At 36.4% G+C, this 23,286-nt stretch carries 19 protein-coding genes and 2 tRNA genes; all 21 read left to right on the forward strand.

Translation table 11 applies throughout. From position 1 onward, the window contains the following. The first annotated feature begins 37 nt into the window (after nucleotides 1–37). The gene (gene mfd / locus HUW50_RS09520; protein ID WP_066333492.1) at nucleotides 38–3,568 is read left to right on the forward strand and encodes a transcription-repair coupling factor; all 3,531 of its coding nucleotides are present in this window, start codon (nucleotides 38–40) and stop codon (nucleotides 3,566–3,568) included. Nucleotides 3,569–3,844: 276 nt separating this feature from the next. Continuing rightward, a complete protein-coding gene (spoVT, locus tag HUW50_RS09525) occupies nucleotides 3,845–4,381 on the forward strand; it encodes a stage V sporulation protein T (RefSeq protein ID WP_066333486.1) in 537 nt (178 codons plus the stop codon). Between the two features lie 180 nt (nucleotides 4,382–4,561). Beyond that, complete coding sequence (locus HUW50_RS09530; RefSeq protein ID WP_185653864.1) at nucleotides 4,562–6,139, forward strand: putative polysaccharide biosynthesis protein; 1,578 nt, start codon at nucleotides 4,562–4,564, stop codon at nucleotides 6,137–6,139. 18 nt (nucleotides 6,140–6,157) lie between these two features. Next, the gene (locus tag HUW50_RS09535; protein ID WP_066333478.1) at nucleotides 6,158–7,618 is read left to right on the forward strand and encodes a bifunctional methyltransferase/pyrophosphohydrolase YabN; all 1,461 of its coding nucleotides are present in this window, start codon (nucleotides 6,158–6,160) and stop codon (nucleotides 7,616–7,618) included. Nucleotides 7,619–7,630: 12 nt separating this feature from the next. Continuing rightward, entirely contained in the window at nucleotides 7,631–7,894 is a 264-nt protein-coding gene (locus HUW50_RS09540) for an RNA-binding S4 domain-containing protein (RefSeq protein ID WP_066333476.1), read from the forward strand. 346 nt (nucleotides 7,895–8,240) lie between these two features. Further along, on the forward strand, nucleotides 8,241–8,552 hold the full coding sequence (yabP, locus tag HUW50_RS09545) for a sporulation protein YabP (RefSeq protein WP_066333471.1): 312 nt from the start codon (nucleotides 8,241–8,243) through the stop codon (nucleotides 8,550–8,552). Further along, nucleotides 8,549–9,184: a spore cortex biosynthesis protein YabQ gene (gene yabQ, locus HUW50_RS09550; RefSeq protein WP_066333466.1), complete on the forward strand. Its 636-nt coding sequence runs from the start codon at nucleotides 8,549–8,551 to the stop codon at nucleotides 9,182–9,184. Before yabP ends, yabQ begins: the two co-directional genes overlap by 4 nt. A gap of 11 nt (nucleotides 9,185–9,195) precedes the next feature. Beyond that, entirely contained in the window at nucleotides 9,196–9,564 is a 369-nt protein-coding gene (locus tag HUW50_RS09555) for an FtsB family cell division protein (protein ID WP_066333464.1), read from the forward strand. A gap of 87 nt (nucleotides 9,565–9,651) precedes the next feature. Then, the gene (locus HUW50_RS09560) at nucleotides 9,652–10,122 is read left to right on the forward strand and encodes a S1 domain-containing RNA-binding protein (RefSeq protein WP_066333461.1); all 471 of its coding nucleotides are present in this window, start codon (nucleotides 9,652–9,654) and stop codon (nucleotides 10,120–10,122) included. A gap of 331 nt (nucleotides 10,123–10,453) precedes the next feature. Beyond that, a tRNA-Met gene (locus HUW50_RS09565) sits at nucleotides 10,454–10,530 on the forward strand. Nucleotides 10,531–10,623: 93 nt separating this feature from the next. Next, nucleotides 10,624–10,695 (forward strand) — tRNA-Glu (locus tag HUW50_RS09570). Between the two features lie 250 nt (nucleotides 10,696–10,945). Beyond that, nucleotides 10,946–13,417 (forward strand): stage II sporulation protein E, encoded by a 2,472-nt coding sequence (spoIIE, locus tag HUW50_RS09575; protein WP_066333458.1) that lies wholly within the window; start codon nucleotides 10,946–10,948, stop codon nucleotides 13,415–13,417. A gap of 126 nt (nucleotides 13,418–13,543) precedes the next feature. Continuing rightward, a complete protein-coding gene (locus HUW50_RS09580) occupies nucleotides 13,544–14,281 on the forward strand; it encodes a VWA domain-containing protein (protein WP_066333453.1) in 738 nt (245 codons plus the stop codon). Further along, nucleotides 14,265–15,290 carry a protein kinase domain-containing protein gene (locus HUW50_RS09585; protein WP_066333448.1) on the forward strand — a complete coding sequence of 342 codons (1,026 nt, stop codon included), beginning with the start codon at nucleotides 14,265–14,267 and terminating at the stop codon, nucleotides 15,288–15,290. Before HUW50_RS09580 ends, HUW50_RS09585 begins: the two co-directional genes overlap by 17 nt. A 133-nt stretch (nucleotides 15,291–15,423) precedes the next feature. Beyond that, a complete protein-coding gene (gene tilS, locus HUW50_RS09590) occupies nucleotides 15,424–16,809 on the forward strand; it encodes a tRNA lysidine(34) synthetase TilS (protein ID WP_066333436.1) in 1,386 nt (461 codons plus the stop codon). 21 nt (nucleotides 16,810–16,830) lie between these two features. Continuing rightward, on the forward strand, nucleotides 16,831–17,367 hold the full coding sequence (hpt, locus tag HUW50_RS09595) for a hypoxanthine phosphoribosyltransferase (protein ID WP_066333434.1): 537 nt from the start codon (nucleotides 16,831–16,833) through the stop codon (nucleotides 17,365–17,367). Between the two features lie 108 nt (nucleotides 17,368–17,475). Next, nucleotides 17,476–19,416 carry an ATP-dependent zinc metalloprotease FtsH gene (ftsH, locus tag HUW50_RS09600; RefSeq protein ID WP_066333431.1) on the forward strand — a complete coding sequence of 647 codons (1,941 nt, stop codon included), beginning with the start codon at nucleotides 17,476–17,478 and terminating at the stop codon, nucleotides 19,414–19,416. Nucleotides 19,417–19,525: 109 nt separating this feature from the next. Further along, nucleotides 19,526–20,320 (forward strand): type III pantothenate kinase, encoded by a 795-nt coding sequence (locus HUW50_RS09605; RefSeq protein ID WP_066333424.1) that lies wholly within the window; start codon nucleotides 19,526–19,528, stop codon nucleotides 20,318–20,320. Between the two features lie 97 nt (nucleotides 20,321–20,417). Further along, on the forward strand, nucleotides 20,418–21,293 hold the full coding sequence (gene hslO, locus HUW50_RS09610) for an Hsp33 family molecular chaperone HslO (protein WP_066333421.1): 876 nt from the start codon (nucleotides 20,418–20,420) through the stop codon (nucleotides 21,291–21,293). Nucleotides 21,294–21,323: 30 nt separating this feature from the next. Continuing rightward, the gene (locus HUW50_RS09615; protein WP_185653865.1) at nucleotides 21,324–22,199 is read left to right on the forward strand and encodes a peptidyl-prolyl cis-trans isomerase; all 876 of its coding nucleotides are present in this window, start codon (nucleotides 21,324–21,326) and stop codon (nucleotides 22,197–22,199) included. Between the two features lie 108 nt (nucleotides 22,200–22,307). Then, nucleotides 22,308–23,231 carry a cysteine synthase A gene (gene cysK, locus HUW50_RS09620; RefSeq protein WP_066333415.1) on the forward strand — a complete coding sequence of 308 codons (924 nt, stop codon included), beginning with the start codon at nucleotides 22,308–22,310 and terminating at the stop codon, nucleotides 23,229–23,231. Nucleotides 23,232–23,286: the final 55 nt, after the last annotated feature.

Raw genomic sequence — 23,286 nt, forward strand, 5'->3', positions numbered from 1 at the left:
GAATCTATGAATTTATTTTGAGAGGAGGGGCTTTAGCTTGAATAGTTTGCAACAATACTTTTATGATACAGACGATTTTAAAACAATCGTTTCAGGAATCGAAGAAGGATTAAAGGAACAACTTGTAGCTGGTTTGTCTGGTTCAGCGAGAACAGTTTTTACTGCAGCTCTTTATAATGATTTAAAGAAATCAGTGTTAATTGTCACACATAACCTTTACCAAGCTCAAAAAATATATGAGGATTTAGTCCACTTAATAGTGGAAGATGTTTATCTATATCCTGTGAATGATTTAATTGCATCTGAAATTGCCATTGCTAGTCCAGAGCTAAAGGCTCAAAGAATTGAGGTTCTTAATAGACTTGCTGAAGGGAAGCGTTCAATCATTGTCGCACCAGTGGCAGGGGTTAGACGCTTGCTTCCACCTACAGAGATTTGGAAAGATAAGCAGTTGAAATTGACACTAGGACAAGATATTGATCTAGAGGAATATATTCAACAGTTTATTTCACTTGGCTACGAAAGAACTGATATGGTTAGCTCACCGGGAGAATTTAGTGTTCGAGGTGGCATAATTGATATTTACCCTCTAACCGAAGAAAATGCACTTCGCATAGAACTGTTTGATACGGAGATTGACTCCATTCGTTCATTTAATATTGATGATCAACGTTCGATACATATGCTGAATGAGATTTCTATTGGACCTGCAATTGAAATGATTGTAAATGAAGATTCTAAAGCTAGAAGCATACAAGCAGTCGAATTCGGTTTAGCAAAAAGTCTAAAAAAAATGAAAAACGAACAGCAAAAGGAATTACTTATTGAAAATATTCAATATGATTTGGAACGCCTGCGTAATGGGCAATTTAGCCAAGATATCTTTAAATATTCCTCGCTTATCTATGATAAGCCTACTAGTTTACTAGATTATTTTTCAGATAACTCTATTGTAATCCTTGATGAAATAAGTAGAATTCATGAAACATATGACCAGTTAGACAGAGAAGAGGCTGAATGGTATACAAGTCTACTTGAAGATGGAAAGATTTTTCAAGATGTTAAAATGTCACATTCCTATGTGGATGTTGTGACAAAATCCAAGCATCCCTTAATCTATCTATCATTATTCTTAAGGCATGTCCCTTATACAAGCCCCCAAAATATCTTAAATTTATCATGTAAGCAAATGCAAAACTTTCACGGTCAGATGAATGTTTTAAAAAATGAACTTGATCGTTGGAAAAAATCAAATTATGCTGTTGTATTTTTAGGGGTTAACGAGGAACGTACTAAAAAGTTAGAACAAGTTTTAGAGGACTATGAAATAAACGCAACTATACTAGGTGATAAGGAAGCATTAGTTAGCGGGAAAGTTTGCATTATCGAAGGAGACCTTCAGACTGGTTTCGAGCTACCTATGCAAAAGCTTGCTGTGATCACTGAAGAGGAGCTTTTCAAAAAAAGAGTTAAAAAACAGGTTAGAAGGCAGAAGCTTTCTAATGCTGAACGAATAAAGAGCTATTCCGAATTGGAGATTGGTGATTATGTCGTTCATGTTAATCATGGGATAGGTAAATATCTCGGTATTGAAACACTTGAGATTAATGGAATTCATAAAGATTATTTAAATATTAGATATCAAGGTAGCGATCAATTATATGTACCGGTTGAGCAAATAGACCAAGTACAAAAGTATGTAGGATCAGAAGGTAAAGAACCAAAGATTTACAAGCTTGGTGGAAGTGACTGGCGTAGAGTTAAGAAGAAAGTAGAATCATCTGTACAAGATATAGCCGATGATTTAATTAAGCTATATGCAGAGCGTGAGGCGAGTGAAGGGTATGCGTTTTCACCTGATGGGGAAATGCAGAAGGAATTTGAGTTAGCCTTTCCGTATCAAGAAACAGAGGACCAGATTCGCTCTATTCAAGAAATTAAGAAGGACATGGAGCGCCTACGTCCAATGGACCGACTTCTATGTGGTGATGTTGGTTATGGGAAAACAGAAGTTGCAATAAGAGCAGCGTTTAAAGCCATTGCTGATGGAAAGCAGGTCGCTTTGTTAGTTCCAACAACAATCCTGGCACAACAGCATTTTGAGACAGTTCGTGAGCGGTTTCAAGAGTATCCAATAAAGGTAGGTCTGCTAAGTCGCTTTAGATCTAGGAAAGAAATTAACGAAACGAAAAAAGGGCTTAGTAATGGAACAGTAGATATGGTTATCGGTACGCACAGACTATTATCAAAAGATGTTTTATATAAAGATTTAGGATTACTTATAATAGATGAAGAGCAACGTTTTGGTGTAACACACAAAGAGAAGATAAAGCAGTTAAAGTCAAATGTTGATGTACTAACATTAACCGCTACTCCAATTCCTAGAACTTTACATATGTCAATGCTAGGGGTTCGAGATTTATCTGTTATTGAAACACCGCCTGAAAATCGTTTTCCAGTGCAAACATATGTTGTTGAATACAATGGTGCTCTTGTAAGAGAATCAATTGAACGAGAAATGGCACGTGGCGGTCAAGTTTTCTTTTTATATAACAGGGTTGAGGATATTGAAAGAAAGGCAGAAGAAATTTCTATGCTTGTACCTGATGCTAGGGTTACATATGCCCATGGTAAAATGACAGAAAATGAACTAGAATCTGTTATGCTCAATTTCCTTGAAGGTGAGTTTGATGTTCTCGTCAGTACGACAATTATTGAGACTGGTGTAGATATTCCAAATGTAAATACATTAATTGTAAATGATGCCGATAAGATGGGTTTATCACAGCTTTATCAGCTCAGAGGTAGGGTTGGGCGTTCAAATCGTGTTGCTTATGCTTATTTCACACATAGAAAAGATAAGGTTCTAACAGAAGTAGCTGAAAAAAGGCTACAAGCTATTAAAGAATTTACAGAATTGGGCTCTGGATTTAAAATTGCGATGCGTGATCTATCAATTAGGGGTGCGGGTAATTTGTTAGGAGCCCAACAGCACGGGTTTATCGATTCAGTTGGATTTGACCTTTATTCACAAATGCTAAAAGAAGCAATTGAAGAAAGGCAAACAGATCCAACAAAAGAAAAAGCAATCGAGGTTGAAATTGACCTGCAGGTGGATGCTTATTTACCACAAGAGTATATTACAGATGGTCGTCAAAAAATTGATATGTATAAGCGTTTTAGAGCTATTACATCGCTTGAAGAATTAGAAGAGCTACAAGAAGAAATCATTGACAGATTCGGAGAATATCCAGTTGAGGTTTCTTACTTGTTCCAAATAGCACGAATAAAGGTATTTGCTATTCAAGAGAGAGTGGAGCTTATTAAGCAAGATAAAGATGTAATTAATATACTGATCGAAGAGGGAGCAAGTAATAAAATTGATGGTCATAGGCTTTTTGAATTAAGCAATAGATATAACCGAATCGTAGGACTAGGTATGGATGGTAGCAGACTGAAGCTAACTATTGCTACAAAAGGACTGGCTGTCCCAAAATGGTTAGATATTATTAATGAGTTACTTAATGGCTTAGCACAAGTGAAAAAAGAGGAAATGACCCTAAATTAAGGTTTAGTAGGAATAGTTTAAGGAAAGGCTTATTAGTTGCTGCTTCATTTAAAATGTTAAAAAATCACTTTCATGATGTATATTACATCTCTTGTGAAGGATACTAATTTCAACAAATGGTGATTGTTACATAAAAAGCAAGCTCCTGTCAGAAAGTTTTTTAATAAAAACATTTAATCAGAAGGTAAGAGTTGATTACAACTCAATTTGCCAATGAACAGGAAATAAAACAATCATCTTTTTTCCTATCATCCGATGAAAGTGAGGCAACATAAGATGAAAGCAACTGGTATTGTTCGTCGCATTGATGATTTAGGTCGCGTAGTTATTCCAAAGGAAATTCGGAGAACACTTCGAATTCGTGAAGGGGATCCTCTAGAGATTTTTGTGGATCGAGATGGTGAGGTAATATTAAAAAAATATTCACCTATTAGCGAACTAAGCGACTTTTCTAAGGAATACGCAGATGCCCTTTACGATAGTTTAGGTCATCCAGTTTTAATCTGTGATAGAGATACATTTATTGCTGTATCTGGTGGTTCTAAAAAGGATTACCTAAATAAGAACATAGGTGAGATTGTCGAGAAGGTAATGGAAGATAGAAGTTCTGTTTTGCAAACAGATGGTGGCGAAACTCAGATTATCGATGGAGTGAGTGAAGAGATCAAATCATATACAATTGGCCCGATTGTCGCAAACGGTGATCCAATTGGCGCTGTTATTATCTTTTCCAGAGAACAGTCGATTGGAGAAGTTGAACATAAGGCTGTCGAGACAGCTTCAGGATTTTTAGCCCGTCAAATGGAACAGTGATCCTTAAATTAAAAAGGGTAGCGAATTCGCTACCCTTTTTTAACGTAACTGAATTTATAATTTTTCTTACTTAGTTTTGGTGTCTAGCTCCAGCGCCTAGACCCTCTTAGGTCATAAGTCTGTTCAAGGCGCTTCCGCTTTTATATAATACTGCTAAAGGATTTTTGAGAGGAGATGGACATGAACGTCCAAAAGAATAGTATTAATCTGGCTATGCAGGGTGCAGTTGTCCTAACGATTGCGGGATTAATTACAAAAATATTAAGCGCTGCATATCGTGTTCCATATCAAAACATAGTAGGAGATATCGGCTTTTATATTTACCAACAAGTTTACCCCTTTTATGGTATGAGTGTGATCTTAGCAACCTCAGGATTTCCAGTATTGATCTCGAAGGTAATGACAGATTATGGATATGGAAAGTCTGTGCAAATCCGATCGAAAATTATGACAATAACCTTTTTATATTTAACAGTATTTGGTCTTATTTTATCTATCTTTTTATACATATCTTCTGATGAAATAGCTGCTATTATGGGGGATTCACACTTAACGGCGCTCATTAAAGTAACATCAATTTCATTTATTATTGTACCTTTCGTCTCGTTATTCAGAGGGTACTTTCAGTCAGAGCAAAATATGCATCCAACTGCAGTTTCACAGGTTATTGAGCAAGGAATTAGGGTATCGTGTATTTTAATAAGCTCTTATTTAATGATAAGGGCTGGCTATAATCTTTATGAAGCGGGTTTTGGAGCGTTAGTAGGATCAATTGTTGGGAGTCTCGCGGCCTTCATGATGTTGCTAATTTTTTGGAGAAAAGAACAGCAGGAGCTAATGAGATGGAATATTTCAGCACCTATTCACACATTGAAAATCCTAGCCTCCTTAATAAAGTATAGTTTAACAATCGGTTTAAGTAGCTTACTGCTTATTTTTATTCAACTCATTGATGCACTCAATCTATATTCTCTTTTAATCGGAGAAGGAATGGGAGAGGTTTTAGCGAAAGAAACTAAGGGAGTATATGATCGTGGACAACCTCTTATTCAATTAGGAACTGTTGTTGCTACGTCTTTAGCATTGTCACTTGTTCCTCTTATTGGAAGTGCAAAGGCTCAAAATAATTTTAAATTAATTCAAGATAAGCTAAATCTTTCTTTAAAAATTTGTATTGTCATTGGTGCAGGTGCATCAGCAGGGCTAATCGCAATCATGAAACCAACGAATGTTATGCTTTTTACAAATGCCTCGGGTTCTTTCGTATTAATGATCTTAAGTGCATCGATATTGTTTACTTCATTATGCTTAACAATGTTTGCTATTCTACAGGGGCTAGGTTATACCTTTTTACCAGCTCTGTCCGTTTTAGTGGGTGTGGGGGTTAAATATTTGATGAATATCTGGCTAGTACCAAAGTATGGTGTAGTGGGAGCTGCTATTTCGACGGTGTTTTCTTATAGTTTAATTGCGTTAATAACTATTTTGTTTATGATAGTAAAGGGCTATACATTTAAGCAAGGTAAGAGTTTGTTTAAGATAAGTCTCGCAACCATTTTGATGATCAGTATATTAATAATGTTTATAATGGTTACAGGTTTGTTTATTGACTTGGATACTCGTCTATATGCAAGCGTTGTATCTTTTAGTGGGATACTGGTTGGCGGAGGTTTTTATGGATGGGCTATATTAAAACTAAACGTATTTTCACGTGATGAGCTTCAATACATTCCGATAGTAAAAAAACTTGTAAAATGATAGAAATGAGGATCATAAATGGCTAAACAAATCACAATTGTTGGTTTAGGTGCAGGTGACTTAAACCAATTACCTTTTGGTGTATATCAATTGATTACGAAAAGTGAACATTTATTTTTGCGAACAAAAGAGCACCCGATTATTGATGAATTAAATAGTGAAATAACCTATGAAGCTTTTGATTTTATTTATGAAGAGAATGATGATTTTGGTGAAGTGTATAGGAAAATTGTCGAAGTTTTATTAACTAAGGCTGCCGAAACTGACATTGTTTATGCCGTACCAGGTCACCCACTTGTAGCAGAGAAAACTGTACAGCTTCTACTGACTGAGGGAAGAGAGCGGGGTTATACAATTGTTGTACAAGGAGGGCAGAGCTTTCTGGACTCGACATTTCAGGTATTAGAAATTGACCCAATTGAAGGATTTCAACTTGTTGATGCATTAACATTAAAAAGTGACCAACTTCAATTAAACGGGCATGTTATCATTACGCAGGTCTATGATCAAATGGTAGCATCAGAAGTAAAGCTAACGTTAATGGAGCAACTTTCTGATGATTATAAAGTTGTGGTAGTAACGGCAGCAGGAAGTAGTCAACAGATCATTAAAGAGGTTGCGCTTTATGAACTTGACCGTGAAACAAGTGTAAATAATTTAACAAGTGTTTACATACCGCCAGTTAAAAATGTAGAAATGTTACACCATCAATTTACATCCTTACGTCAAATTATTGCTCAGTTACGTGGACCAAATGGATGCCCGTGGGATAAAGAGCAAACACATCATTCATTAAAAAAGTATCTAATTGAGGAGTGCTATGAATTACTTGAGGCAATTGAGAAGGAGGATATTGACCATATAGTTGAAGAATTAGGTGATGTCCTTTTACAAGTTGTTCTTCATGCTCAAATTGGGGAAGATGATGGGATGTTCTCAATTAATGACGTGATTAAAGGAATTTCAGATAAAATGGTCCGTAGACATCCACATGTTTTTGGGGAAACGATTGTTCAAGACAGTGATGAAGTTTTAATGAATTGGGATGCTATTAAGCGCAAAGAAAAGGATACTACAGATGAAGAGTCAATTCTTGATTCTGTTTCAACAGCTCTCCCAGCACTTTCTAAAGCCTATCACTTGCAGAAAAAGGCTGCAAAGGTTGGTTTTGATTGGCCTACTACTCATGGTGCTTGGGAAAAGGTAAAAGAAGAAATAAGTGAATTTGAAGAAGAACTTAATTTAAATAGAGACGAGCTCTTAATGATGAAGGAATTTGGTGACATTCTATTTGCGTTCGTAAATGTGGCAAGGCATTACAAAATCGAACCGGAAGAAGCTTTATCTTCAACTAATAATAAGTTTTACGATCGCTTTCGTTACATAGAAAAAAAAGCGACTGAAAATCAAATAGAGTTAAAAAACATGTCCTTAGAAGAAATGGATAAATATTGGAATGAAGCAAAGAAACTAGGATAAAGAGGGATAAGTATGAGACTAGACAAATTTTTAAAAGTATCAAGAATAATTAAAAGAAGAACGTTAGCAAAAGAAATTGCAGATCAAGGGAGAATTTCAATTAATGGCATACCAGGTAAAGCTAGTTCAAATGTGAAAATTGGTGATGAGCTCTTAATTCGATTTGGTCAAAGACTAATGACAGTTGAAATTATTGACTTGAAGGAAACAACAAGAAAAGAAGAAGCATCCGAGCTTTACCGAGTCGTTAAGGAAGAGAGGGTAAATCAAGAGTAAGGCGTCTCCGCTTTTCTAAGTGTCCAGCTCCAGTGCCTAGTCCCTCGAGGTCACAAGCTAATCAGGAATTGAAGGTAAAGAACACCTTTTATTCCTGATCGTCTTGTGCTTGTCGGGACTGACCAAGGCACTTCCGCTTTTCTAAGTGTCCAGCTCCAGCGCCTAGTCCCTCGAGTCATAAGACAATCCATAATTGAAGGCAAAGAACGCCTTCTATTATGGATTGTCTTATGCTTGTCGGGACTGACCAAGGCACTTCCGCTTTTCTGTATAGCTTGTTCTAAACCGCATTCTTTTTACATACAAATGTAGAGGAAAATCCTTTATTAGAATGCGGGGGTAAAACATGAATCAATACTATGATAACAATTCGTCTGTCCATAAAGGTACAATTCAAGAGCATGATGTGATCATGAGGGGAAGAAAAATGTTAGAGATCACGGGCGTAAAACAAGTAGAAAGCTTTGACAGTGAGGAGTTTCTACTAGATACAGTTATGGGAGCTTTAGCTATTCGTGGTCAAAATCTTCAGATGAAAAACCTTGATGTAGATAAAGGAATTGTTTCAATAAAAGGAAGCAGAATTTTTGATCTTATTTACTTAGATGAACAGCATGGGGAGAAAGCTAAAGGGCTCTTTAGCAAGTTATTTAAATGACGCTAACCACACAGTTTTACACAATGTTAGCAATGGTCGGTATGGGAGGCTGGATCGGTGTAGCTCTTGATACATATGGTCGCTTTTTAAAGCGACCATTGAGAGCTAGATGGGTGATCTTTATCAATGACTTTATGTTTTGGGTTGTTCAAGGACTTATCCTTTTCTATCTATTGCTGCTCGTGAATGAAGGAGAACTAAGAATTTACATCTTCCTAGCTGTTTTATGTGGATATGCAGCCTACCAAAGTCTCCTTAAAGGAATTTATATACGTGTCCTTGAACGATTAATTCAGACAAGCCTCAGCATCTATCGCTTTATGCTAAAGGTTTGTCATATTTTATTCGTGAAACCAATTGTAGGTCTAGTGCAGTTAATCATTGTAGTTATACTAGGTACATTAAATTTTTTATGGAGAATAACAAAATGGGCTTTTCAAATTCTATATTCTTTGGTTAAAATTTTATTAGCACCAGTTAGAGTTCTTGTACGGATTTTATGGAAGCTTGTCCCGTTTACAATTAGGAACTTTCTTACAAAAAATATTGTGCGTTTAGCAGGATTCAGTAAAAAAATCAAGAATATAGCTAGTAAAATAAAAGCGTGGTGGCTACGGATAAAGAAGAAGTAAGGAGGGTATGTATGAGTCTCGAAAGATCAAGAAAAATTACGGAATTACAATCACAATATATGCAGCAGCAGGAGAGACAACTACAGCTTTCAAAAAGGCGTAAAAGAGGCTTGTTTAGAAGGTTAGTAATGATCGGACTCTTGGTGATTATTTCCTCTGTTATTATGGTAACCACCATTTTCAACCAATCAAGTGCGATAGAGGAAAAGCGTGAAGAATTAAAAAATCTTGAAAAACAACTGACCGGATTAGAAAAAGAAGAAAAAATATTAAGAGAAGAGATCGTTAAGCTTAATGATGATGAGTATATTGCTAAGATTGCAAGAAGAGACTATTTCTTATCGGATGATGATGAGATCATCTTTAATATAAAAGATTAGCCTTGTTGACACTCGATTTTTTATTTATGTATAATATAATAAAGATTCGAATGATTTTTTATCTGTTTAAGGAGGAGCATTATTTTTATGTCGATTGAAGTTGGCAGCAAGTTACAGGGTAAAGTGACGGGAATTACTAATTTTGGAGCGTTTGTGGAGCTACCAGGAGGTTCAACAGGACTCGTACACATCAGTGAAGTTGCCGATAATTATGTGAAGGATATTAATGATCACTTAAAAGTCGGAGACGAGGTTACAGTAAAGGTTATTAATGTTGAGAACGATGGTAAAATTGGTCTATCTATTAAAAAAGCAATAGATCGTCCAGAGCGCCCAGAGCGCCCAGAGCGTTCAGAACGTCCAGAACGTCCAAGAAACACAGATCGTCCAAGGAATTCAGATCGCCCAAGACAAAGAGGAAATGATTTCCGTAGTAATAACAAAGAAAACTTTGAACAAAAAATGAGTCGTTTCTTAAAAGATAGTGAAGATCGTTTGTCTTCATTGAAGCGCAATACTGAATCTAAACGCGGTGGTCGTGGAGCTAGAAGAGGTTAAGCTTGCTGCTTTCATATACATTTTGCGTAAAAGGAAAACATCATCTAGATGTTTTCCTTTTTTATCGGTTAGGAAATTAAAAAAAATTGAACTTTGGATAAGCTTATGACATCCAGTTCCAGCGAATAGCCCCTCGAGGTCATAAGCCACTCAGAAATTGAAGACAAAGAACGTCTTCTATTCCTGAGCGTCTTATGCCTGCCTTAGTCTGATCAAGGCGCTTGCTCTTTTCTTATTGAAAATCCTAAAAAATAATTTTTGTATTGACGAATTTTGAATTCAATTGTATTATATATCTTGTGCCTCAGAAGAGGACGATGAGATATGTTATGGCGGTGTAGCTCAGCTGGCTAGAGCGTACGGTTCATACCCGTGAGGTCGTGGGTTCGACTCCCTCCGCCGCTACCATTCTAGAAATAGAAATTTGAGGTTGAAAGTTAGATGAATGTATGTCATACAAAAAACTCTGACATCTCGTATCAAATCTCTAATAATTAAAACGGCCCGTTGGTCAAGCGGTTAAGACACCGCCCTTTCACGGCGGTAACACGGGTTCGAATCCCGTACGGGTCATACAAAAAGTTGCTAATGCTAGCAACTTTTTTTGTTTTCCCCTTTAACTTACATAATCCTAACTAGCTAACACTTGATTCATAACTTTTTGACGAAAGACATAATAAAAAACTTCAAAACTCTTGGATATTTGTCGCATTTTTCAAAAACAGTCGAACTGTTTTTGGAATATACTACCTTCATTTGACAAAATCTTGTTCAAACCTTCGATATAATTACAAGCAACAATGAACTAGTGGGGGAATGAACGATGGAAAAAGTGGAAAGAAGGTTAATGGAGCCGATTTCGGATTTGGGCATGGCAAAAACCCATCAAGTGGTCAATCGATTCTTTCATCGATTTTCTTCTAAACTACAGGTCTTCCTCTTACATAAAGGACTTGTGTATGTTTTGATTGGGTTTTTATTAGGACGAGCTATTATTTTATCGGAGGTATTGCCATTCGCATTACCGTTCTTCGGAGCAGTCTTACTCATGAAAAAGGATAAAGCACTTTTAGCAGGTCTATCGTTAATTGCTGGTGGATCTACAGTTTCCTTAGAGGTTTCCTTAATAATTGTGATGTCAATAATAGGCTTTCTTGTAATCAAGAGACTATCGGTATATGTGTTTAAAGATCAATTGAAAATTCTTCCTTTTATTATCTTTGGGACTGTGGCAATAACAAGGATTGTCTATTCCTTTGCGATGAAATCCTCATTGACATTATATGATTATATGATGGCAGGAGTTGAATCTGGTTTATCATTTATATTAACGTTAATTTTTCTTCAAAGTATTCCACTCATATCAGCTCGAAAGTACAAGCAATCACTAAAGGTTGAAGAAATTATTTGCATCATGATTTTACTAGCATCCGTAATGACAGGTCTTGTTGGGGTTTCTTATCAAAATCTCCAGGCGGAGCATATATTTTCTCGATATATTGTTCTCTTGTTTGCATTCATAGGAGGCTCAAGTATAGGGAGTACAGTAGGGGTCGTTACTGGACTGATTTTGAGCTTAGCTAATGTAGGAAATTTATATCATATGAGTCTACTGGCTTTCTCAGGTTTATTAGGTGGCCTTTTGCGTGAAGGACAAAAGATAGGAACGGCTATTGGGCTGCTAATTGGCTCAGTACTGATCTCATTATATGGACAAGGCTCAGCGGACTTAATGACTACTTTACTTGAGTCGATGATCGCTATTTTATTATTCCTGGTTACACCGAAAGCAATAACAGGGAGACTTGCGAGACATATACCTGGTACGAATGAACATGCCCAGGAACAACAGCAATATGTTCGGAAAATACGTGATGTTACAGCTCACCGTGTTGATCAATTTTCTCAAGTTTTTCATGCATTATCTGAGAGTTTTGCGACTTTTTATGATAAAGAAGAAACGGATGATGAACAAAGGGAAACTGATTTATTTTTAAGTAGTATAACTGAAAGTACCTGTCAGCATTGTTTTAAGAAAGAGAAGTGCTGGGTTGAGAACTTTGATAAAACCTATGATTATATGCAGACAATTATGCATGAAACAAAACAACATACTTACCAAAACAATCTTAAAGTAAAAAAAGAATTTGCGCGTCACTGTTCAAAGGCAAATAAAGTAGAAGAGGCGATAGAGCAGGAAATTAATTATTTTCAAGCGAATCAAAAGCTTAAAAAAGAAGTTCAAGAAAGTAGACGATTGGTTGCAGAACAATTATTGGGTGTCTCTCATGTTATGGAGGATCTTTCGAAGGAAATTAAAAGAGAACGAGAAAATCACTTTGTACAGGAAGAACAAATTCTAGATGCATTACAAAACTTCGGAATTGAAATTATAAATGTAGATATATATAGCCTAGATCAAGGTAATGTAGATATTGAAATGAGTATTCCATTCTGTAATGGTCATGGAGAATGTGAAAAAATTATTGCACCGATGTTGTCTGATATTTTAGAGGAGTCTGTTATTGTGAAAAGTGAGGAATGTGCTAATTATCCTAATGGGTTTTGTCATGTATCATTTGGATCGGCTAAAAAATTTCGAATTGAAACTGGTGTAGCACATGCAGCAAAGGGTGGTGGCCTAGTATCTGGTGACAGCTATTCTATGATTGATTTAGGGGTGGGGAAATACGCTGTTGCGATTAGTGACGGGATGGGGAATGGTGTAAGAGCCCATTTTGAAAGTAATGAAACAATTAAGCTTCTGCAAAAGATTTTACAATCGGGGATCGAAGAAAAAGTTGCGATTAAAACGATTAATTCGATTTTATCTCTTAGGACGACAGATGAAATTTTCTCCACACTTGATCTCGCAATTGTGGATCTTCAAGATGGAAGTAGTAAATTTTTGAAAATTGGATCCACTCCAAGCTTTGTAAAAAGGGGAGATAAAATAATTCAAATTCAGGCTAGTAATCTACCAATGGGGATTATTGATGAATTTGACGTGGATGTTGTGGGTGAAAAGCTAAAAGCGGGAGATCTTCTTATCATGATGAGTGATGGTATTTTTGAGGGACCGAAACATGTTGAGAATTATGACTTATGGATGAAGCGGAAAATTAATGAGATTAAGACAACTGATCCTCAGGAGGTTGCAGATCTCATTATGGAAGAAGTTATCAGAACAAGATCTGGGAAAATCGAAGACGATATGACGGTGGTTGTGTCATCTATTGAGCACAATACCCCGAAATGGGCTAGTATTCCTGTAACGAAGAAAAAAATAGGTTAAGAATAAACTAGAGTATAAAAACCCTACCTTCTGGCGAGGATGATACTAATATGAAAATTCAAATCTTTTTAAGTCAAGTGTGAATATTGAATTTGAAAAATTAGACGTCTCTCTAGGAGGGTGTATATGGCAAAGGGTCATTTAAAGCAAATTTTATTAATTACTGACGGTTGCTCAAATCATGGGGAAGATCCAATCGCAATGGCTGCATTAGCTCAGGAACAAGGGATAACAATAAATGTAATTGGTGTCATAGAAGAGAACGTAATCGACCAAAAGGCGATACAGGAAATCGAAGGAATTGCAATGTCAGGTGGTGGCGTTCACCAAATTGTATATGCGCATCAGTTATCTCAAACAGTACAAATGGTAACAAGAAAGGCTATGACACAAACACTTCAAGGAGTTGTGAATAAGGAGCTCCAGCAAATTCTTGGGAAGCATACATCAATGGAAGAGTTACCACCTGAAAAAAGAGGAGAGGTAATGGAGGTTGTAGATGAACTAGGGGAAACTGTGAGTTTAGAAATCCTTGTATTAGTTGATACAAGTGCAAGCATGAAACCGAAGCTTCCCACAGTAAAGGAAGCACTTCTAGACCTTTCAATTAGCCTTAATTCAAGAATTGGAGAAAATCAATATTCAGTATCAGTATTTCCTGGGAAAAAGGATGAGGTAGAACAGGTCCTTGATTGGACTCCTAAGCTTGAATCACTATCGTCCATTTTTCCGAAGCTTTCAACAGGAGGTATTACACCTACTGGTCCAGCAATAAGAGATGCAATCCAACATTTTAAGAAGATGCGTTCCTTAAGAAATTTATTAAGAAGTGAAGAAGAATACTACGATGAATCAGGTATGTAATCTTTCTTCGGGTACTGTAGTACGGGGTAAGTGGAACGGTGAGAATTACACCGTTTTAAGGCTACTTGGAAAAGGTGCAACAGGCAACGTATACTTAGCTGATAGTAAAAATAAGAAAGTCGCTCTAAAGCTGAGTGAAAATAGTATGGCGATTACTTCAGAGGTAAATGTGCTTAAGCGTTTTTCTAAGGTCCAAGGTACTTCGCTTGGACCTTCTTTGCTTGATGTAGATGATTGGAAGGTAGATTCGCAAAAAATTCTTCCTTTTTATGTGATGGAATATGTACAAGGTAATAACTTCCTCGAATTTATTCAAGAACGAGGAATAGTGTGGGCAGATGTGTTGGTCCTTCAGTTACTATCTAATCTAGAAAAGCTTCATCAACAAGGGTGGGTTTTTGGTGACTTGAAGCCAGAAAACTTATTAATTTCAGGCCCGCCCCCAAAAATAAGATGTATCGATGTTGGTGGTACGACACAGCAAGGAAGATCAATTAAAGAGTTCACAGAGTTTTTTGACCGAGGATATTGGGGGTTAGGTACGCGGAAAGCTGAGCCGTCTTACGATCTTTTTTCAGTAGCGATGGTCCTTATAAATGCATCATTTCCTAAACGCTTTACAAAAAAGGTAGATGTGGATGGGGAATCTCAATTATTTGAACGAATTGAGCAACATCCATACTTGCTTAAACATAAGCAAGTTTTACAAAAAGCACTTTTAGGGAAATATACAAGTGCATTAGAAATGAAAACAGACTTTGTTCATCTGCTTTCTGTAGAAACTAGCAAAGTAAAACCAAGAACAAAAACTTATAAAACCCAAGTAGCTACACCTAACAAGGCAAAGAGTCAGTCACCAAAAAGCGCAAACCCTCAAGCTAACCAAACAAGAAAACAGGCAAAGCAAAAAAAAAGGAGAAAAAAAACGAGTGGTTTTCTTGAAACAATTATTATTATTTTAGGAGTATTTATCATTTATTCATTATATGCTTATCACTATTTAATGTAGAAATGGCTGTAAATTTGTTCAATAAATATGATGAATATGTGAACGCATTCTTCTCCTTTGTTGTTACTTTAGAAATAATGGTAGGATAGAGAGTGAATAAAAAAGGGATTTTGTGCAAAAGAGGGAAGAAAAGGTGGAAAAATTTTATACCCTTATTCAAAAGCACCAATTATTTGAAAAGGATTCAACAGTTATTGTTGGTGTTTCGGGAGGACCAGATTCTTTAGCATTGCTCCATTTACTAGTTAAAATAAAGGAGAAGTGGAACCTAAAGCTAGTTGCTGCACATGTTGATCACATGTTTAGAGGTGTACAATCAGAAGAGGAAATGCTGTTTGTGCTCGATTTCTGTAGAGAACATCAAATAACATGTGAAGCAAAGCAAATTGATGTAACTGCGTACGCTACTAAGCATAATTTAAGTTCTCAAGTAGCTTCGAGAGAGTGTAGATATGATTTTTTTAAAGAGGTTTTAGATAAGTATGAGTCAAGTTCCTTAGCACTTGGTCATCACGGTGATGACCAAATCGAAACGATCTTAATGAGGATGGTAAGAGGTAGTACAGGAAAGGCACTTGCAGGTATTCAGTTAAAACGTAAATTTCATAATGGATACATCATAAGGCCTTTGCTTGGGTATACAAAAGAACATATCCTTACGTATTGTAGGGATCAACAATTAATGCCAAGGTTTGACCCGAGTAATGAAAAGACAGTTTATACTAGAAATCGCTTTAGAAAATATGTGCTACCCTTTCTGAAAAAAGAAAACCCATTGGTACATGAAAGATTTCAGTATTTTAGTGAAACCTTATTAGAGGATGAAACGTATTTACAGGTATTAACGAAGGAACATATGAATACAGTATTGAAAAGAAAAGAAACGTCAGCTGTCGAGATAGACATTGATAGGTTTAAAAGCCTACCTTTGCCTTTACAAAGAAGAGGGATTCAACTAATATTAAACTATCTATACGGAAATATTCCAACTTCACTATCTTCAATACATATTGAGAGTTTACTGACGTTACTCTCTCAAGATCACCCTTCAGGTTCACTTAATTACCCAGGCGGTCTAAAAGTGATTAAATCATATCAAAATTGTTTGTTTACTTTTGAACAAGATGAAGTAAAGGAATACTGTTTTGATCTTGAAATCCCTTCCGTTATCATACTTCCAAATGGGTATAAAATAACGTGTGAATTAATAAAGAATGATTCTATTGAGTCTATAGGAAATAAATCATTCCTTTTAAATCCCAAAACGTTAGTTGGACCGCTTATTGTTCGAACAAGAGAACAGGGAGATAAAATCAAATTGAAGGGCATGAACGGTCGGAAAAAGGTAAAAGATATATTTATTGATGAGAAAGTACCATTACAAAGCCGATATTCATGGCCGATAGTAGAAGATGGAGATGGGAACATCCTTTGGTTACCAGGCTTAAAAAAATCAATTTTTGAAGCTGAAAATGGAAGCGTGGATGAATACGTAGTATTACATTATAAGGAGCTATGATCTTCTAGGGGGCACACTTTTATGAGACAAGATATTGAAGAAATTTTAGTAACTGAAGAACAAATTCAAGCTAAGGTGAAGGAGTTAGGAAAGGCCCTAACTGAAGAGTATAATGATCGCTTTCCACTTGCTATAGGTGTACTAAAGGGCGCAATGCCTTTTATGGGTGATCTTTTAAAGAATATTGATACATATTTGGAAATGGACTTTATGGATGTTTCAAGCTATGGCACATCCACGGTATCATCCGGAGAAGTAAAGATCATTAAGGATTTAGATACTTCTGTTGAAGGAAGAGATATCTTAATTATTGAAGATATTATTGATAGTGGTTTAACTTTAAGCTATTTAGTTAAGTTGTTTCGCTATCGCAAAGCAAAATCAATTAAAATTGTGACTTTGCTTGATAAACCAACTGGTAGAAAAGCGGATATTGAGGCTGATTATGTAGGGTTTGCTGTTCCAGACGCATTTGTTGTTGGCTATGGACTTGATTATATTGAGAAATATCGAAATCTTCCTTATATCGGAGTTTTAAAGCCTGAAATTTATCAATAATATCAATTAATTGAAACACAGGTTCATTGTAGTCTAAATTGTTGTGTTACCATGATTTTCTATGATACTATTTAATATAGTCGTGTCTACTGTGGGAGGAGGTAAGGAATGAATCGGATCTTCCGTAATACCATATTTTATTTATTAATATTTCTAGTCATTATTGGGGTTGTAAGCTTCTTTACTGGTGCTAATCCTAAAACGGAACAAATAACGTATAATACTTTCATTTCTGACTTAAATAATGGGAATGTAACAGAGATGACGGTACAGCCGGTTCGTGGTGTATTTGAAGTTAGAGGTAAAATGAAGGGCTATGACGAAGACGAAACCTTTTTAACATATATACCAACAGAACAAGGGCTAGATCGAGTTGACAAAGCAGCTGAGGCAAATAACGTCAAAGAACTTGATGTTGCTCCTGCTGAGGAAACAAGTGGATGGGTTACTTTTTTCACATCCATTATCCCATTCATTATTATCTTTATTTTATTCTTCTTCTTGCTTAATCAAGCTCAAGGCGGCGGTAGTCGTGTAATGAATTTTGGTAAAAGTAAAGCTAAGTTATACAGCGAAGAAAAGAAGAAGGTTAGGTTTAAAGATGTAGCTGGTGCAGATGAAGAAAAGCAAGAGCTTGTTGAGGTAGTCGAATTCTTAAAAGATCCTCGTAAATTTGCAGAGTTAGGTGCAAGAATTCCAAAGGGTGTCCTTTTAGTTGGACCTCCAGGTACTGGTAAAACCTTACTTGCAAGAGCTGTTGCCGGTGAAGCAGGAGTGCCATTCTTCTCAATCAGTGGGTCTGATTTCGTTGAAATGTTTGTCGGTGTCGGTGCATCCCGTGTTCGTGATTTATTTGAGAATGCGAAAAAGAATGCCCCATGTATCATTTTCATTGATGAAATTGATGCCGTTGGACGTCAACGTGGTGCAGGATTAGGTGGAGGTCACGATGAGCGTGAACAAACACTAAATCAGTTACTTGTTGAAATGGATGGTTTTGGTGCAAACGAAGGTATTATCATTGTTGCAGCAACTAATAGACCAGATATTCTTGACCCAGCATTATTACGTCCTGGACGTTTTGACCGTCAAATTACTGTTGACCGACCAGATGTTACAGGCCGTGAAGCTGTCCTAAAAGTACATTCTCGTAATAAACCACTTGATGAATCTGTCGATTTAAAGGCAATTGCTGCTCGTACTCCAGGTTTCTCAGGTGCTGATTTAGAAAATCTTTTAAATGAAGCAGCTCTAGTTGCTGCCAGACGAGATAAAAAGAAAATTGATAATACAGACCTTGATGAAGCAACAGACCGCGTTATTGCAGGTCCAGCTAAAAAGAGCCGTGTTATTTCTAAGAAAGAGCGAAATATCGTTGCTTATCATGAAGCAGGACATACCATTATTGGGGTCGTGCTTGATGAAGCTGACATGGTACATAAAGTTACAATTGTTCCTCGTGGTCAAGCTGGTGGATATGCTGTCATGCTCCCAAAAGAAGATCGATACTTTATGACAAAACCAGAGCTTTTAGATAAAATTACTGGTTTGCTTGGTGGTCGTGTTGCAGAAGAAATTGTCTTCGGAGAAGTTAGTACTGGGGCACATAATGACTTCCAAAGAGCAACAGGTATAGCAAGGAAAATGGTTACTGAATACGGTATGAGTGAAAAGCTTGGTCCGTTGCAATTCGGTCAAGCACAAGGAGGTCAAGTATTTTTAGGACGTGACCTTCATAATGAGCAAAACTATAGTGATGCAATTGCTCATGAAATTGATATGGAAATTCAACGCTTTATTAAAGAAAGTTATGAGCGTGCTCGCCAAATTTTAACTGAAAATCGTGAAAAGTTAGAGTTGGTGGCACAAACATTATTAGAAATTGAAACCCTTGATGCAGCTCAAATAGCAAGTCTTGTTGAGCATGGGAAGCTTCCTGATCGTCCGGTAATCGTGAACGATAGTGAAAATAAGGATGCAAAATCTGATGATGTTAAAGTAAATATTCAAACAAAAAAAGATGAAGATAATCCTTCTGAAAAATCATAATAAAGATGAAAGATCGATGGCAAACTAATATGTCATCGGTCTTTTTTTTGATAAAATGAAAAGGAATATGTAAACTAGTAAAAAGAAATATTATAAAGTGGTGATACTAATGATTCTTGTATTGGATGTAGGAAATACTAATACTGTATTAGGGGTATATGATCAGGATGTTTTAAAGCATCATTGGAGAATAGAAACAAGCCGTAATAAAACGGAAGATGAGTTTGGTATGGTAATAAAGGGGTTATTTGAACACGAAGGTCTTCCCTTTAAACAAATAGAAGGGATTATCATTTCTTCTGTTGTACCGCCAATTATGTTTGCGCTTGAAAGAATGTGCATGAAGTACTTTGATGTTAAACCATTAGTTGTAGGTCCGGGAATAAAGACAGGCTTGAATATTAAATACGAAAATCCTCGTGAAGTTGGAGCCGATCGTATCGTGAATGCTGTTGCTGGTATACAAGATTATGGCAGTCCACTAATTATTGTTGATTTTGGTACAGCTACTACATATTGTTACATCAATGAACATAAGCAATATATGGGTGGGGCGATTGCGCCTGGTATTAATATCTCTACTGAAGCCCTCTATTCTAGAGCTGCCAAACTACCAAGAATAGAAATTACGAGACCGAATAACATTATTGGTAAGAATACTGTGAGTGCGATGCAAGCTGGAATTTTATATGGATATGTTGGACAAGTAGAGGGAATTGTTAAAAGAATTAAAGATCAATCAAAGGAAGTGCCAAAAGTTATTGCAACAGGTGGTCTTGCATCATTAATCGCGAGGGAATCAGATTGTATTGATATTGTTGACCCATTTTTAACACTAAGAGGTTTACAGTTAATTTATGAACGAAACACATTAAAGGAATTGGGAACAGAGCACAGTTTATAAAATTTGGCTCTGCTTAGTACTACTGTTATGAGTAGAAATTAAGTGGTATATACTTGAATTTTTATATTGAAACGTTACTCGAAGGGAGTCTAACACCATGGATTATTTAATAAAGGCATTAGCATATAATGGCCAAGTAAGAGCTTATGCAGCAAAGACAACTGAGACAATCTCTGAGGCTCAAAAAAGACATCAAACATGGCCAACTGCATCTGCGGCCTTAGGACGAGCTATGACGGCTGGAGTCATGATGGGTTCTATGTTAAAAGGAAACGCTAAGCTTACCATAAAAGTTGAGGGCGGCGGGCCAATTGGGGCAATTTTAGTAGATAGTAACTCTAAAGGAGAAGTACGTGGATATGTAACGAATCCTCAAACCCATTTTGAGTTAAATAATAAAGGAAAGCTTGACGTTGCCAGAGCTGTAGGTACAGAGGGAAATTTAACAATTGTAAAGGACCTTGGATTAAAGGACCATTTCTCTGGGCAAGTACCAATTGTATCAGGAGAGCTTGGTGAGGATTTCACTTATTATTTGGTTACATCTGAACAAATTCCATCATCAGTTGGTGTTGGAGTCCTAGTAAATCCTGATAATACGATATTAGCCTCTGGTGGATTTATCATTCAGCTACTTCCTGGGACAGATGATGAAACAATTACAAAAATAGAAGAAAGACTTATCAAAATTGATCCTATTTCGAAGTTGATCCAACGAGGGCTAACTCCAGAGGAAATTTTAGAAGAGGTTCTTGGACAAGGAAACGTTAAAATTTTAGAAAAACAACCAGTAAAATTTCAATGTCAATGTTCTAAGGAACGTATTGAGAATGCCGTTGTAAGTTTAGGTGAGGAAGAAATTCAATCTATGATTGATGAAGAAGGGCAAGCTGAGGCTCAATGTCATTTTTGCAATGAGGTCTATTTGCTAACTAGAGAGGATCTAGAGGAACTAAAGAAAGAAGCGAAATAAACGTCTGTTGAATTACTAGGAGTGGAGAAATTGAGTGGAAAAACGTTATGGAGTGTTATCTTTTGTTTGGTTATTATAAATTGCTTTACAGTTGGCTATTTTCTTTCAAAAGAGCGAAATGTTATTCCTGTTTCGAGTAATGACCAAACAAGTGAAACAATTGCTACTATTGGGGAAACCTCCATTACTAGAGAACAATGGATGGCTGAACTTGAGTCTCGTTTTGGGAAGGAAACGTTAAAGGAATTAATTAATATTAGAGTAGTGGAAGAGTTGGCAGAAAAATATAAAATTACTGTTTCTGATGAGGTAATTGAACGAGAGCTAGCTGTTTATAAATCAATGTATAATTCGTTAGATGAAGGCACTTGGAGAGATCAGATACGGTATAGTATCTTGTTAGAAGAGATCCTTACTAGAGATGTAACAATTCCTGAAAAAGAAATGAAGGCTTTTTATGAAAAGAATAAAGATTTATATAATATAGATGTATCCTATCATTTATCACATATAATCGTCGAAACAGAAAATGAAGCAGACTTAATCGTAGAGGAGCTTAAAGGTGGTTCTAGCTTTGAAGCGTTAGCCCTAGAAAAATCACTAGATGAATTTACGGCTAATTCAGGTGGTGATATTGGATTTGTTTCGAAAGATAATGAGTTTATTTCTAATGAGTATCTCGAGATAGCGCCTAAGTTAAGTGAAGGAGAGTGGAGTGATCCATTCAAAGTCGAAACAGGTTATGCAGTAATTTTACTTCACGAAAGGCTTGAAGGGAAATCCTACAGCTATGAGGATGTAAAGGAACAAATCCGGAGACAAATTGCTTTAGAGCAGATGGATGGTTCTGTGACAGTTGAACCATTGTGGGAAGAAATGAATGTTACTTGGTTTTATGGAAAGTAAGTAGTAAAAAAATAGTTCAAATAGCATAAAAGGTTTTGACAATTATGAAAAGAATTGTTATATTACATATAAATCCAATAAATTTACTCGGGATAGAGGAGGAAGAATATGGCACGCGTAGCAAATTCTATACATGAATTAATCGGGGAAACACCAATAGTTAAGTTAAATAGACTTGTAGATGACAATAGTGCTGACGTTTACTTGAAGCTTGAATTTATGAATCCAGGTAGTAGTGTCAAAGATCGTATTGCTCTTGCTATGATTGAGGCTGCTGAGAAAAGCGGCGATTTAAAAGCTGGAGATACAATCATTGAGCCAACTAGTGGAAACACTGGTATTGGACTTGCAATGGTAGCAGCTGCTAAAGGTCTAAAAGCTATTATCGTTATGCCTGACACAATGAGTATGGAGCGTAGAAACTTGTTGCGTGCTTATGGAGCTGAACTTGTTTTAACTCCAGGTTCTGAAGGAATATCAGGATCGATTCGTAAAGCAGAAGAGCTATCAAAAAAGCACGGCTACTTTATGCCTCAACAATTCAAAAATGAAGCAAATCCTGAAATTCACCGCTTAACAACAGGTAAGGAAATTGTGTCACAAATGGGTGGGCAATTAGATGCCTTCGTTTCTGGAATTGGTACAGGTGGAACAATTACAGGAGTAGGGTCAGTTCTTAAGGAGAACTATCCATCTATAAAAATTTATGGATTAGAACCTGCAGATTCAGCAATTCTTTCAGGTGGAAAACCTGGTCCGCATAAAATTCAAGGTATCGGTACAGGATTTGTTCCAGATACTTTAAATACAAACATTTATGATGAAGTTATTACTGTTAAAAATGAAGAAGCGTTTGAAACAGCTAGAAGAGCAGCTAAGGAAGAAGGCATTCTAGGTGGAATTTCATCTGGTGCGGCAATTTCTGCTGCGTTAAAGGTAGCAAAAGAGCTTGGAAAAGGTAAGAAGGTTCTTGCAGTGCTTCCTAGTAATGGAGAGCGTTACTTAAGTACTCCATTATACCAATTCGATTAATATCGGTTTAATACCCGTAAAATAGCTTGAAAAGAGGTTTGACTAAAAAGGTCAA

The sequence above is a fragment of the Metabacillus sp. KUDC1714 genome, from assembly GCF_014217835.1.
Classification (GTDB): domain Bacteria; phylum Bacillota; class Bacilli; order Bacillales; family Bacillaceae; genus Metabacillus; species Metabacillus rhizosphaerae.

Excerpts from the sequence above, each read along its gene's own strand:
- HUW50_RS09580 (WP_066333453.1), top strand. The coding sequence starts at position 13,544 with ATGGCAAAGGGTCATTTAAAGCAAATTTTATTAATTACTGACGGTTGC.
- hslO (WP_066333421.1), top strand. The coding sequence starts at position 20,418 with ATGGATTATTTAATAAAGGCATTAGCATATAATGGCCAAGTAAGAGCT.
- yabQ (WP_066333466.1), top strand. The coding sequence starts at position 8,549 with ATGACGCTAACCACACAGTTTTACACAATGTTAGCAATGGTCGGTATG.
- ftsH (WP_066333431.1), top strand. The coding sequence starts at position 17,476 with ATGAATCGGATCTTCCGTAATACCATATTTTATTTATTAATATTTCTA.
- HUW50_RS09585 (WP_066333448.1), top strand. The coding sequence starts at position 14,265 with ATGAATCAGGTATGTAATCTTTCTTCGGGTACTGTAGTACGGGGTAAG.
- spoVT (WP_066333486.1), top strand. The coding sequence starts at position 3,845 with ATGAAAGCAACTGGTATTGTTCGTCGCATTGATGATTTAGGTCGCGTA.
- HUW50_RS09530 (WP_185653864.1), top strand. The coding sequence starts at position 4,562 with ATGAACGTCCAAAAGAATAGTATTAATCTGGCTATGCAGGGTGCAGTT.
- HUW50_RS09560 (WP_066333461.1), top strand. The coding sequence starts at position 9,652 with ATGTCGATTGAAGTTGGCAGCAAGTTACAGGGTAAAGTGACGGGAATT.
- HUW50_RS09605 (WP_066333424.1), top strand. The coding sequence starts at position 19,526 with ATGATTCTTGTATTGGATGTAGGAAATACTAATACTGTATTAGGGGTA.
- spoIIE (WP_066333458.1), top strand. The coding sequence starts at position 10,946 with ATGGAAAAAGTGGAAAGAAGGTTAATGGAGCCGATTTCGGATTTGGGC.
- yabP (WP_066333471.1), top strand. The coding sequence starts at position 8,241 with ATGAATCAATACTATGATAACAATTCGTCTGTCCATAAAGGTACAATT.
- HUW50_RS09555 (WP_066333464.1), top strand. The coding sequence starts at position 9,196 with ATGAGTCTCGAAAGATCAAGAAAAATTACGGAATTACAATCACAATAT.
- HUW50_RS09540 (WP_066333476.1), top strand. The coding sequence starts at position 7,631 with ATGAGACTAGACAAATTTTTAAAAGTATCAAGAATAATTAAAAGAAGA.
- cysK (WP_066333415.1), top strand. The coding sequence starts at position 22,308 with ATGGCACGCGTAGCAAATTCTATACATGAATTAATCGGGGAAACACCA.
- hpt (WP_066333434.1), top strand. The coding sequence starts at position 16,831 with ATGAGACAAGATATTGAAGAAATTTTAGTAACTGAAGAACAAATTCAA.
- HUW50_RS09535 (WP_066333478.1), top strand. The coding sequence starts at position 6,158 with ATGGCTAAACAAATCACAATTGTTGGTTTAGGTGCAGGTGACTTAAAC.